The sequence below is a fragment of the Vibrio sp. 2CM40D genome (genome assembly GCF_023161825.1).
GTDB lineage: Bacteria > Pseudomonadota > Gammaproteobacteria > Enterobacterales > Vibrionaceae > Vibrio > Vibrio alginolyticus.
This window is the reverse complement of record NZ_JALNTL010000006.1, coordinates 235,502-248,543: the sequence shown is the minus strand read 5'-3', so window position 1 is coordinate 248,543 and position 13,042 is coordinate 235,502. Positions and strand designations below refer to the sequence as shown.

At 42.9% G+C, this 13,042-nt stretch carries 13 protein-coding genes; 4 read left to right on the top strand and 9 right to left on the bottom strand.

From position 1 onward, the window contains the following. Positions 1 to 132: 132 nt before the first annotated feature. From pntB to MTF70_RS15945, 4 genes are all read right to left on the bottom strand, one after another. Positions 133 to 1,509 carry a Re/Si-specific NAD(P)(+) transhydrogenase subunit beta gene (gene pntB / locus MTF70_RS15960; protein WP_005376248.1) on the bottom strand — a complete coding sequence of 459 codons (1,377 nt, stop codon included), beginning with the start codon at positions 1,507 to 1,509 and terminating at the stop codon, positions 133 to 135. Positions 1,510 to 1,517: 8 nt separating this feature from the next. Next, positions 1,518 to 3,074 carry a Re/Si-specific NAD(P)(+) transhydrogenase subunit alpha gene (locus MTF70_RS15955; RefSeq protein WP_149192252.1) on the bottom strand — a complete coding sequence of 519 codons (1,557 nt, stop codon included), beginning with the start codon at positions 3,072 to 3,074 and terminating at the stop codon, positions 1,518 to 1,520. A 434-nt stretch (positions 3,075 to 3,508) separates the two neighbouring features. Beyond that, entirely contained in the window at positions 3,509 to 3,790 is a 282-nt protein-coding gene (locus MTF70_RS15950; protein WP_017634616.1) for an HlyU family transcriptional regulator, read from the bottom strand. Positions 3,791 to 3,831: 41 nt separating this feature from the next. Beyond that, positions 3,832 to 4,200: a late competence development ComFB family protein gene (locus MTF70_RS15945; RefSeq protein WP_005376241.1), complete on the bottom strand. Its 369-nt coding sequence runs from the start codon at positions 4,198 to 4,200 to the stop codon at positions 3,832 to 3,834. A 253-nt stretch (positions 4,201 to 4,453) separates the two neighbouring features. On the opposite strand from MTF70_RS15945, the gene MTF70_RS15940 reads away from it, so the two are divergent. Continuing rightward, positions 4,454 to 5,692 (top strand): GGDEF domain-containing protein, encoded by a 1,239-nt coding sequence (locus tag MTF70_RS15940; RefSeq protein ID WP_031777241.1) that lies wholly within the window; start codon positions 4,454 to 4,456, stop codon positions 5,690 to 5,692. Positions 5,693 to 5,944: 252 nt separating this feature from the next. Here MTF70_RS15940 and MTF70_RS15935 read toward each other — a convergent pair whose 3' ends face one another. After that, positions 5,945 to 6,904 (bottom strand): diguanylate cyclase, encoded by a 960-nt coding sequence (locus tag MTF70_RS15935; protein WP_017634619.1) that lies wholly within the window; start codon positions 6,902 to 6,904, stop codon positions 5,945 to 5,947. 273 nt (positions 6,905 to 7,177) lie between these two features. Here MTF70_RS15935 and MTF70_RS15930 point away from each other — a divergent pair, with 273 nt between their 5' ends. Next, positions 7,178 to 7,615 (top strand): DUF3069 domain-containing protein, encoded by a 438-nt coding sequence (locus MTF70_RS15930; protein ID WP_054865313.1) that lies wholly within the window; start codon positions 7,178 to 7,180, stop codon positions 7,613 to 7,615. A 76-nt stretch (positions 7,616 to 7,691) separates the two neighbouring features. Here MTF70_RS15930 and modC read toward each other — a convergent pair whose 3' ends face one another. From modC to MTF70_RS15910, 4 genes are all read right to left on the bottom strand, one after another. Then, positions 7,692 to 8,798 (bottom strand): molybdenum ABC transporter ATP-binding protein ModC, encoded by a 1,107-nt coding sequence (gene modC, locus MTF70_RS15925; RefSeq protein WP_005388041.1) that lies wholly within the window; start codon positions 8,796 to 8,798, stop codon positions 7,692 to 7,694. Beyond that, positions 8,795 to 9,484 (bottom strand): molybdate ABC transporter permease subunit, encoded by a 690-nt coding sequence (modB, locus tag MTF70_RS15920; protein WP_064376841.1) that lies wholly within the window; start codon positions 9,482 to 9,484, stop codon positions 8,795 to 8,797. The genes modC and modB overlap by 4 nt, the downstream gene beginning before the upstream one ends. 27 nt (positions 9,485 to 9,511) lie before the next feature. Then, positions 9,512 to 10,267 (bottom strand): molybdate ABC transporter substrate-binding protein, encoded by a 756-nt coding sequence (modA, locus tag MTF70_RS15915; protein WP_136976386.1) that lies wholly within the window; start codon positions 10,265 to 10,267, stop codon positions 9,512 to 9,514. Positions 10,268 to 10,336: 69 nt separating this feature from the next. After that, the gene (locus MTF70_RS15910) at positions 10,337 to 11,788 is read right to left on the bottom strand and encodes a cobyric acid synthase (RefSeq protein WP_205461026.1); all 1,452 of its coding nucleotides are present in this window, start codon (positions 11,786 to 11,788) and stop codon (positions 10,337 to 10,339) included. A 155-nt stretch (positions 11,789 to 11,943) separates the two neighbouring features. Here MTF70_RS15910 and MTF70_RS15905 point away from each other — a divergent pair, with 155 nt between their 5' ends. Together MTF70_RS15905 and MTF70_RS15900 are read left to right on the top strand one after the other, a co-directional pair. Beyond that, a complete protein-coding gene (locus tag MTF70_RS15905; RefSeq protein ID WP_005376220.1) occupies positions 11,944 to 12,318 on the top strand; it encodes a NirD/YgiW/YdeI family stress tolerance protein in 375 nt (124 codons plus the stop codon). 154 nt (positions 12,319 to 12,472) lie between these two features. Further along, on the top strand, positions 12,473 to 13,009 hold the full coding sequence (locus MTF70_RS15900) for a hypothetical protein (protein ID WP_017634623.1): 537 nt from the start codon (positions 12,473 to 12,475) through the stop codon (positions 13,007 to 13,009). Positions 13,010 to 13,042: the final 33 nt, after the last annotated feature.

Below are 13,042 nucleotides of genomic sequence, written 5' to 3'. Positions count from 1 at the left end.
TAGCCAAAACTATACATCAATCTACAAGCAATTGACATCTGCTAACAGAAGGATTTGCATTACTATAACATTGAAACGGAACAAAAAAGGGCCAGCGATTGCTGACCCTGTATAGTTTTAAATCAAGAATGGTTAAAGTGCTTTAAAAATAGACTCAACACTTTCTTTCGCATCACCAAATAGCATTGATGTATTTTCTTTGAAGAACAGTGGGTTCTGTACTCCTGCGTAACCAGTGTTCATTGAGCGCTTGAATACCACTACGTTTTTCGCGTTCCATACCTCCAATACGGGCATACCAGCGATTGGGCTGTTCGGATCTTCCAGTGCGGCTGGGTTGACCGTATCGTTAGCACCGATAACCAATACGGTATCGGTTTCTGCAAAGTCATCATTGATTTCATCCATTTCAAGAACGATATCATACGGTACTTTTGCTTCAGCGAGTAACACATTCATATGCCCCGGTAGACGACCCGCTACTGGGTGAATCCCAAAGCGAACTTCAATACCTTGTGAACGAAGTACATCAGTAATTTCATGAACAGGGTATTGTGCCTGAGCTACTGCCATGCCATATCCTGGAGTGATGATTACTGATTTTGAGTTCTTCAACATCTCTGCAACTTCTTCAGCCGTTGTTTCACGATATTCGCCCTGCTCTTCGTCACCTGAAATCACTATCTCTTGACCAAAACCACCGGCAATAACACTGATAAACGAACGGTTCATTGCTTTACACATGATGTAAGAAAGAATCGCACCTGATGAACCTACCAAAGCACCTGTTACAATCAATAGATCATTTGCGAGCATGAAACCTGCTGCCGCTGCTGCCCAACCTGAGTATGAGTTCAACATAGAGACAACAACTGGCATATCAGCACCACCGATTGAAGCGACTAAATGGTAGCCGAATGCGAACGCGATCAAAGTCATCACAATAAGAGCGAACATGCTGCCATCTGCTTTTACGAAGTAGATCATAAGAAGCGTAGAAATAACAACCGCTGCGAGGTTCATTTTGTGCTTATGAGGCAGGTTAAGTGGCGACGAAGAAATCACACCACGCAGCTTACCAAATGCGACAATTGAACCGGTGAAAGTTACGGCACCGATGAACACACCCAAGAATACTTCTACAAGGTGGATAACATGCTCAGCATGTGTTGCTGCTTCTGGCGCATCTAGGTAACTGTTGTAGCCAACTAAAACCGCAGCTAAACCTACAAAGCTGTGTAGAATCGCAACCAGTTCTGGCATCTCGGTCATTTCTACTTTCTTCGCATAGAAAATACCGATCGCACCACCTATCGCCATCGCGATAATGATCCAACCAAAACCTTGCGCATCTGGGCTAAAGATCGTCGCTATCAGCGCGATCGTCATACCAGCGATACCGTAGTAGTTACCATTACGAGCAGACTCTTGCTTTGAAAGTCCCGCCAAACTCATGATGAAAAATAATGCAGCAACAATGTAAGCTGCTTGTACTAATCCTGCAGACATTGTGACTCCTATTTATCTTTGCGGAACATTTCAAGCATACGCTTGGTGACGGTGAAACCACCGAAGATATTGATACTCGCGATCAATACGGCAATAAAAGATAGGAATGAAACGACGCCATTACCTTGTCCAATTTGCAGTAATGCACCAACGACAATAATGCCAGAGATAGCATTCGTTACTGACATTAGTGGAGTATGAAGTGCATGGGTAACATTCCATACTACGTAGTATCCGACAACACACGCTAGAACAAATACAGTAAAGTGAGAAAGAAACGCTGCCGGAGCAACCGATGCAACCCATGCAAAGGCTCCAACAGCCGCTGCCACACCAATAATTTTCTTCGTTGGAGACGTAGGTTCTTCTACTTTAGGCTCTGGCTTCGCAGGCTGTTCTTGTTTCACTTGCGGCTGAGCTGAAACCTGAATTGGTGGCGCTGGCCAAGTAACTTCACCTTCTTTCACCACGGTAACGCCACGGATAACAACATCTTCAAAATCAATATTGATGTTGCCATCTTTCTCTTTACACAGCAGTTTTAGAAGGTTAACAAGGTTTGTCGCGTAAAGCTGAGAAGATTGTGTAGGCAAACGACCAACCATGTCAGTGTAACCAACAATTTTTACCCCGTTATCCGTCATGATAACTTGGTCTTTCACTGTATATTCACAGTTACCGCCATTAGCGGCTGCCAAGTCAACAATTACACTGCCCGCTTTCATGCTGTCGACCATTTCTTTGGTGATCAACTTCGGCGCAGGTTTACCAGGGATGAGCGCGGTCGTAATAATGATATCAACATCTTTAGCTTGCTCTGCGTATAATTCTGCCGCTTTTTTGTTGAAGTCATCAGACATTTCTTTTGCGTAGCCATCCCCAGAGCCTGACTCTTCTTGAAAGTCAACGGTCAGGAACTCAGCGCCCATCGATTCAACTTGCTCTTTTACTTCTGGGCGGACGTCAAACGCACGGACAATGGCACCTAAGCTACCTGCAGCACCGATAGCCGCCAAGCCAGCGACGCCAGCACCCGCAACCAATACTTTCGCTGGAGGTACTTTACCGGCAGCCGTAATTTGACCTGTAAAGAAACGACCAAACTCATGAGCTGCCTCAACCACTGCACGATAACCAGCGATATTAGCCATCGAAGATAGCGCGTCTAAGGCTTGTGCACGTGAGATACGAGGAACGGAATCCATGGCAAGAACGTTAATGTTCTTACTTGAAAGTTGTTCCATCAACTCAGCATTTTGAGCCGGCCAAATAAAGCTAACCAGTGTTGATCCATCTTGCAGTAACGCAATTTCGTCAATGCCTTGCTCATCATCCACAATTGGCGCATTAACTTTTAAAATAAGGCCAGATGCCCAAACTTCTTCACTAGAAACGATTTTCGCACCAGCTGCTTCATAAGCGGCATCATCGAAACTCGCTAGCACCCCCGCTTGGGATTCAATCGCGACATCGAATCCCAATTTTATTAACTGCTCAACCGACTTCGGCGATGCAGCCACTCGCGATTCACCCGCGAGTATCTCTTTAGGTACACCGATTTGCAAAACGCATACTCCTTGTATACATATCAATAAATTAGTCCCAAAACAGAGCGTCGCTCTACTCTAATTCTTTTTTATTTCTATCTGTTTACCACGCAAGACAATTGCAAACGAAAGATGATGTTTGGGGACACCCATTTGCACAATAACACCTTGACTAACAGCCCTGTTATTATTCTGTTTGTATCGAACGCGTCTCATTACTTCAAGTGTTTTGTAATTTAAATACTAAATTTCATTACATATAACGCTAAGTAATGAATGATTGTCGCTCTGTGCTCGAAAAATAACAACGCAACACCGTACTAGACTGAGGTCTAACCAGGTAACGATTAAATACTGACTTAACAGAGATTTAAGCGTTAAAAAGAAAGAACCACTAGCATATACACTAATGGCTCTTTTTAAGATGACTGGAATCAAATTGCAGTAAATTGCTAGTCGAAGATTTTATCGCCCATTTGATCAATAAACATTTGAGATTTCTTCAACATAAGGTCATTGGCATCTTGCTCTGAGCCAAGTAAATCGGAGCGAATAAACCGATGTGTTTTCACTTCATCATTGTCATGCTTTTCTATTCGACCAGCGATGCGATATTGTCCGCCCTCTGAAAGGCTCTCTGGGTAAATAAAGAAACCTTTATACTCAACTGGCTCGATAGTTTTAGCTTCAGCGGTTTTCTCACTACCACCAAACAAACGCGAAAAAAATCCCACGATTCCTCCTTGGGTCAACTCACTAGTCAACTGAGCGACTCTTACTTGATATTAACGTTAAGGATCGGTTTTTCATACCAATCCAACTCTTTGTCATCATCATAACTAGTATGGGAAAAAATTACAGGCACATCATACTCTCGGTTCTTACGCCTGTCTTCTTTCACCATTTCTGCGGCGTTTTTCACCGCTATATCCGCGCTTTGCTTAAACTGGCTTAATTTTTGTTCAGGAAGTGAAGACAAAAAATCAATATCATGACGGATATAGACAGGCTTGAGCTGGATAAGCGCAAGGCAAGCAATATCGGCTAACTGTTCGTTGTCATACTGTTCTAAAAATTCGGGCAAACTGAGAACCTGGCCTACTAATGTTTCCATGTAATTGTGCACATCTGAGCTTATCTGCATCTGTAAATCTCCTTTTTCCTATGAAATGAGTATAGCAACGACTTGTTTATAACAACTTATTGATTGCTCTTAATTTAATCAATCTCTCTCTTTTTGCCGTAATGTCTTCCAAAATACTTGGGAAAAGGAACAAATAGACGTATTCTTGCTAGTTCTCAAAGTTCGAAATTCAATAACGGATAAATATCCATATTGATAAAACGATTTACCTAACCAATTATATAGTCAACTATTTTCAGGCAGTTTGTAATAGATGTCCTCATCGTCAATGACTTCATCAGGCTTCAGATTCTTATTCCCTTTTTTGCTACTGGGCATAGTGAGTTCGGGCATGGACAGCATTATTCAGATGACTCAGGCAAACTGGGGCATTGCCGCAAACTTGCCGTACATACTATTAGGTTGTGCGCTACTCCTTTGTTATTCATTTAAGCAAGGCAGAGAGTCCATGGTGTGCTTGGCAATGTTGCTAGCCTATTTTGTGATACAGCACCGCCTACAAGTCCCGCTTCAAAGTGGTACCGCTTTACTTGAGCTAACCATTTTAACCACGTTACTTCCTGTCTCGTTTCTTACGGTATTTTTGTTTAGTAAAGAAGGTTTTGACTCTAGAGCCATGTTGACTTACATCTTGATGTTAGCAATGTTCGTTCTTTGGTCTTATCTAACGCTAGCATATTACGTTGAAGGAGGGTTTGAACAATGGACAAGCGGTATTTTATTTATTGTACCTACGGTCTCTAAACTGCCTTTAATTCTTGTTTTATATTGCGTGGGTATTGTCTGTTTTCTTGGAATCCTTGTTTTAAAGAAGAATGAAATTATTCATGCGATGACCTACTCTGCCATGGTATTGGCGTCTGCGACGTTCATTTTCTTTGATGTGCAGTACATATCAAGCACCATGTTTACGCTAACAGGGCTGCTTATCATTATTTATGCCGCTTCCGCTAGCCATCAACTGGCTTTCACCGATAGCCTAACGCTGATTCCAAGCAGACGTGCACTTGATCTCGATCTAAAACACATGGGTAAGAAGTTCACGATCGCAATGCTTGATGTTGACCATTTTAAAAAGTTTAACGACACCTACGGTCACGATACTGGTGATGACGTTCTAAAAATGGTCGCTTCGCGCCTCACTAAAACCCCAGGCGGCGCAAAAGTTTATCGATTTGGCGGAGAAGAATTTACCATCGTTTTTAAAGGCAAATACGCTGACGAATGTAAGAACTTTTTGGAAGAAGCTCGCAAATCGATTGCAGAATACGAGATGATATTACGCGATGAAGAATCTCGCCCTGAGAACCATAAACAAGGACAAAAACGTCGTGGTAGCAACAGTTCGAAAAGAAAGTCGGTTTTTGTTACCGCAAGTTTCGGAGTTGCTGATAGCCGGAATGGGCAAGCTCCTCTGGACGTTATTAAATCAGCGGACGAAGCACTTTACAAAGCGAAAAAGGCCGGACGTAACTGTATAAAGCTTCGTTAGACCCTCACCAATCGTGAAAGTTAACAAGCTTGTCTGGGTTTACAACAAAACCGAACTTCCCCATCAGCATAATAACTGCAATCATCGTTGCCACTATCCCGATGTTATCTATCTAATCAAAGGTATAAGGTATACGCCCGATTGCGACATTCCGTTCGAACTGTGTTGCCTATCTTACTTTGAGTTAGCTTTAAAACAACCACCAAAAAGTGACAACGCAACAAAAAGAGTGACATTCATAAGATTTTGTTTTTAAAAAGAATTGACCACAGTATGTGTGTTTCTTCCCAAAGACTTCGAGGTATATAGTGCTTTATCAACGGTTGCATACAAGTCTGATTGCACTTCTTTCCCTGTCGGTTGAAAAACAAAAACACCCTGTGACACTGTCACTCTATTTGACACACTAGAATACTCATGTGGGTAATCGAGAAAATACATAGCCTCTTGTATACGCTCGGCTTCTCTTTCTGCTGTTTGAGTGTCGGTACACCCTAGCAACACGACAAACTCTTCTCCACCATATCGACCTACATATTCCCCAGAGCGACAAAAAGTAGCCTTGAGTTGATTCGCAATCGCTTGCAAGCAACGGTCGCCCTCAATATGACCGTAATTATCATTAAACGGTTTAAAAAAATCGACGTCCAATAGAATCAAAGCCATTGGCATATTGTGACGGCCATGCCATGCAACCATCGATTCCAACTTATGGTCGATATAACGGCGGTTATAGAGTTTGGTTAGGCCATCTTCATTCGCTTGTTGAGTCAAAAGTTGATTAACTTGCTCTAATTGAGCTGTCGCTTGCTTAAGCTCTCGTCTCATATGAGCAATACGCTGCATTGCGATAAGTTTAGAGTTCAGTACCAGTTTATCTACCGGCTTAATTAAATAGTCATCACCGCCCGCATCTATGGCTTTAGCAATCATTTCTGGCTCTTCGTGACTACTCAAGAAAATAATTGGGATCCAATCCGGAAACGTTTCTCTTATATGAAGAGAGACTTCAAAACCGTTCATATCTGGCATTGATATATCGAGTAACACCAGTTCCGGATCAAAACTCTCGTAGGTATTTAACGCCTCTAGTCCACTACCTACGGCTTTTACAATATGTCCAAGTTGCTTTAGACGAATAGCCAACTGCATCCTGTCTAGCTGAACATCGTCAACCAGAAGGATTCGCATCGATGTCCCTGTCGGTTGCATAACGCGTTCCATTTTTAATTATGTCTTTATTAAACATATACCATACTCATAGAGTTGTTGCATTCGACTCATAATTAAGTGCTATATTTTTGTTTGAATATCACGGAATCCATTGCATAAAGCAGTTAGACTGGACGTTACCCTATCTAATCATGGCCTGTGAGCAGAAGTTCAACAAACTCATTCACTTTGGTCATCTTGCGGACTAATGGGTATAGCTATTTGATGCATTTGGTATTAATATTCCCGCCTTTTTGTAATGAGAGACACACCATGTCAGAAGCAACTAACAGCGAAAGCAAAAAAATCGATCTAGCCAGCATTTCTCCAGAGCTACGTAGAGTTATCGAATTTGACGAAGTTCCAGAGCAAATGTTCGAAATGGTTACCTCTATCCATGAAGTGTCTGAAGAAGCGGTACGTGAATCATGGGACGAAATGCCAGCAAGTGCACAGAACATTCTAGACAACTTTGAACAGTTTCATGCTCTAGTTTCTGTAGGCCAAGCATTCGCTGGTATTAATGTGATGGAAGAGTTTCCGACTCTTAATCTGCCAGAAAACATGACAGATGAAGATAAAGAAGAATACCGTGCTCAACTACTTGATAATGTGCTTCACAACTGTGTGAAAGACATGGTTAAGCAACTTAAGAAAGCACGCCGTGACCCACTTCTTAAGCGTGAATTCAAAGAAGTATTCGCGAAGTAATTCCGACATTCTTCTAGTAACAAAGGCCGCACTTTGCGGCCTTTTTTGATCATGAAGCGTAAATCAGTCTAAACGGTTAATGAGGCGCTAGTGCCATATCTTTTTGTGTCACACTGACACCTTTAATTTGTGCAAAAACACGGCTACCAACTTTTAGGTTGAGATCATCAAGGGCCCACGGTGTGATCGTTGCCCACAAATAACATTTCTCGTCTAGCTTGAGTGATACATTAATACTCTGCTTGTCATCGGCTGCGTTAAACGCCTCAATGGAATCGACAATAGCAGGCAAAATATTTCGAATCGACGTCGCCTTGGGTTGCTCGAGCGTGATAGAAACGTCGTTGGCACGCACTTGCAAGCGTATTGGCGTGTCTGGTGTTCCGTCAATCTTTTGCACCCACAGGAATACATTAGGTGCAAGGCTGATACAAGTCAGTGCATAACGTTCATGATGTTCAGCAATCCGGCCTTCAAATAAGCTGCTTTGATCTGAGAAAGATTGCCATGGACGCATAGCATGAGAAGCCCACACTTCCTCAAGCTTACCTGAACTCGAAATTTTACCTTGGTCAATAATTGCAAGGTGCTGAGCAAGCCTTAAAATTTCCTGGAGACTGTGTGTGACATAGATAATAGGAATATTTACCTTCTCCGACAACTCCTCGAGAAAAGGCATTACCTCACGCTTTCTTGGCATATCGAGTGAGGCAAGTGGCTCATCCATCAAAAGCAAATTGGGCTTAGATAGCAATGCGCGCGCAATCGCAACACGTTGCTTTTCACCACCAGAAAGTGATACCGGAAAGCGCTTTAGTAACGGTTTGATAGACAAGAGTTCGGTGACTGCATCAAAATACTCGTCATCTTTTTCTTTAACGCCATATAACAAATTGCCTTGAACTGAATAGTGAGGAAACAAACGTGAATCCTGAAACACATAACCAATACCACGCTTGTGCGTTGGTAGGTTGATTCCCTGTTCACTGTCAAACAAAACATGCTCACCAACCGCAACATACCCTTGCCTTGGAGTGACCAATCCGCTGATGATGTTAATCAACGTCGTTTTACCTGCACCAGATCGTCCAAACAAGGCACTAATTCCATTACAGGGTAACTTAAGTTTGATGTCGAAGTCTGTCTCACCAAGCATTTGTTTAAATTGGACTTTAATCGTCATTGCTTCGCACCCAATCTGCTTGCCGCTTTACGATTTAGCCATTCAGAGATCATTAATGTAGACAAGGCTAACGCGATAGAAATGATACACAGACGAGCCGCCTGCATTTCTGCACCTGGCGTTTCAATAAAGTTGTACATTGCCAGCGGAATCGTTTGGGTCTCACCCGGAATGTTAGAGACGAAACTGATCGTCGCCCCGAATTCGCCAAGACTACGAGCAAATGACAGCATCGTGCCCGTAATAATTCCGGGAATGGTCAGTGGTAACGTGACGGTGAGAAACACTTTTAAAGGAGAAGCGCCTAACGTAGAGGCCGCGTGCTCCAATTTAGGGTCGACGCTATCTAAGCTTAAGCGTACTGAACGAACCATCAAAGGCAAAGCCACGACAATACAAGCGACTACTGCCCCTTTCCAATTAAAGCTAAATACTACCCCTAAGTTTTCATAGAGCCACTTTCCAAGGAACCCTTGTCGTCCTAAAGAAATCAACAATAAATAGCCGATTACCACTGGCGGCAATACCAGTGGTAAATGAATTAAGCTATCGAGAATCGATTTACCAAAGAACGTTTTTCGAGAAAGTAGCCAAGCAAGAAAAACGCCGAGAGGAATCAGCCAAAGTACTGCGTACGCGCCTACTTTGAGGCTTAACATTAAGGCTTGGTATTCCAGTTCTGTCACGCTTCGTTCCTATAATTGAAGGCCGGTTTATTGCTGAAAGCCATATTGAGCAAAAACGCGTGCGGCTTCGTCCGATTTTAGGTACTGGAAGAACTGCTCCGACTCAGTAGAATCATTCACAATTGCAGCCGGGTAAACAATAGCCGCATGCGTATCACTCGCAAATTCGCCGAGAATTTTGACTTTATCAGTTAACTGAGCATCGGTTTTGTAGACCACACCTAAAGGCGCTTCTCCACGTTCAACCAACGCCAAAGCTAAGCGCACATTCTTTGCTGGTGCGACGTGAGTTTGAACCGCTTTCCATACACCCAGTGTAGTCAATGACTCTTTCGCGTACATACCAGCAGGTACTGACGTCGGATTGCCTAAAGCAAGACGATTTCCATGCAATGCCTTCTCCCATGCCTTTGCATCAGAAAAGTTAAATGAGGTTAATTCTGAAGACTGAGGAGCAATCAACACTAAGCTATTGCGCACTAGATTTGTGACATTGTCATGATAAATGACGTCTTTATCGACCAAATAATCCATCCATTTCGTGTTCGCAGAAATGAATACATCCGCTGGTGCGCCATTGATAATTTGTCGAGCGATAGAAGAAGAACCACCATAAACGGGAGTGATAGAAACGTCATACTTTTCTTCAAAGTTTTGCGCGATCTCGTTAATCGCATTCGTCATAGAAGAGGCTGCATACACTTTTAGGTTCGTTGCTGCGTTTGCTGAAAATGAAATGCTTAATACTACCGTAAGGCAAGCATACTGTTTCCATGCTTTCATAGAGATACTCCAATACAAGGCAAGCGAAAGAACAGGTTATTTAAATATAAAGTTCAATCAGTTAATGGGCTATTTAAACAAAAAATCAAGGCGCATATGTTGTTCTATCGCATCTGCGATGCGATTAATGCCTTGCTCCTTTAACTCTTCAAAGTCTTGTTGTTTGATTTGGATGCCGTTTACCCATTCTGATACCAGGCTTAAGACATCTGCCTCGTCAAAGAACCCGTGAAGGTAGGTTCCCATGATTTGGCCACACTCGCTGATCGCCCCCTCCGCTTCACCGGAATTGAATGTAAGAGGTTGCAGGCCCCGTACTTCACTTCGCCCTACGTGGATTTCATAACCCTTTACATTGGCTGTTTTGCCGTTAAGAGAAAGCTGTGCTTGTGTGTTTGTAAGCTGTTTGCTGTTAGTTAGCGTCGTAGTGATATCAAGCAAGCCAAGTCCTTCGCTTTGACCTGGTTGGCCTTCGACGCCGTTTGGATCATCAATCAAGTTTCCAAGCATCTGGTAGCCGCCACAGATACCAATCACTTTTCCACCAAGACGAATATGACGCAAGATATCTTTATCCCACCCCTGGCTTCTTAGATAATCCAGATCGTCTCTGACCGATTTGGTCCCAGGCAAAATAACCAGGTCGGCTTTATCTATTTTTTCGCCTTTACCTACATAACGTAGATTGATGTCTGGATTCAATCGCAGCACATCAAAATCAGTATGATTACTAATCCGGGTTAAAACAGGCACAACAACATTCAGTTTTACCTCAGAGTGCAACTCTTGCTGTGCAGTGATCGCGTCTTCTGCTTCTAAATTCAAACCATGAAGAAAAGGAAGTACACCAAGTACAGGTTTACCTGTTTTTTCTTCTAGCCAATCGAGGCCCGATTGCAATAAACGAATATCACCTCGAAAACGGTTGATAACAAATCCTTTTACTCGCGCTTGTTCAGATTCAGAAAGTAACGCAAGTGTTCCGTACAAATGTGCAAACACTCCACCACGATCAATATCAGCGACAATGATCACTGGTACATCAGCGGCCTCAGCAAAACCCATGTTTGCAATATCGCCTTCTCGTAGATTGATTTCAGCAGGACTCCCCGCACCCTCGATAATGATCGAATCAAATTCTTGAGTCAGACGAGAGAAGGAATCTAACACCGTGTCCATCGCCACTTTCTTGTAATCATGAAAGCCAGCCGCATCCATATTGGAAATCACCTTACCCTGCAAAATGATCTGAGCACCTGTATCACTGTTAGGTTTAATTAAAACCGGATTCATATGTACGGTTGGCTCAATATTACACGCCTGTGCCTGAACGGCCTGTGCTCGACCTATTTCACCGCCATCTTTGGTTACCGCACTATTTAGTGCCATGTTTTGTGGCTTAAATGGGGCAACATTTATCCCTTTTCGTGCTAATACACGGCATAAACCTGCCACAAGGACACTTTTTCCGGCATCCGAAGTGGTGCCTTGAACCATTAAAGATGGGATCGCTGATTTCATGAACATTTGTAAGGAATAGAGGAAGATGAACAATCATAACGTCATCGTCCCCACTTACTCAAGCAAATGAATAGAATATGAATGTTGAAATCATCATTGGTTCAAACAAGCCCTGCTTTAATGACCCCATCAAAACAAACCGATGAGGATGTAACATGAAAAAGAATACAATTATCGCAACAATCGCCGCCTTAGCTATTGCTCCTTCTATCGCGTTCGCGAAAGATAACGCTCAAAACCAATCAAACTTGCAGTTTAACGGTCCTGTCACTGTGGAAAAATTGGATGCCTTGCTAAACGACTCCAATATGTTTACTGAAAAAGATGTGGTCGTTGAAGGTAACTTATTGCGTCAAGTTCGCGCGGATAAGTTTGTCTTTAGCGATGGTTCCGGTGAAGTGATGGTCGAACTCGATGACGATATTCAGCTAAATACTCCGATTGATCATACGACTAAAGTCCGTCTGTTTGGCGAATTTGAAGGCGGGAACAAACCAGAGATTGAAGTCGAACAACTCGTGGTCATGTAAAACAAACCCCGATTGCTGTGCATATCAACATGATGTAGTGACTATTACAGCTAAATAGTGACGGCAAGCACTTAAAATGATAGCTTTATCAATCTTGGTCTGCTTTTTGCAGACCATTTTTTTGTTCATTTTATTCATCTTGCCCGGAGACACCATGCTAGGTAAAGCTCTAAAGGTTGCAGCCTTTGGTTTGTGTGCTATTTTGCCACTTTCCGCACATGCAAATAATTTCAACTACAACACGATGGAATTTCGCATGGGCACTAGCCCTGGTACATTTGGTGGCGAGTTCAATACCTACTTTACAGAGAATACCCATTTCATTGCTCGCGCAGACAGTGAATTCAGCGGAGACTGGGACATTGCTGGTGGTATAGGCTTTAATGGGCCAGCAGGCCAATTTGCAGATATTTATGGCCAAATGTTGGTACACAACATTAAAGAGAACGGCAGTGATAAAGTCGGCGACGAGTGGCGCACGGAAGTGAATATTGGCACTCGTATTTGGTTTATGCAAAATGTTGAGCTACATGGCCGTATCGGCCAAATCATAGATAATGACGATTCGAATACCATTTACAATCTAGGCGCACGATTCCACTCAACTCAGCAACTATCGCTTGGTGCAGATTTTAAAAATAATGGTGTCTATGGCCAGCAAATTGTAATGTCTGCTCGTTTTGCATTTTAGTGGACATGACTATGACTACCAGGGCATCACAAG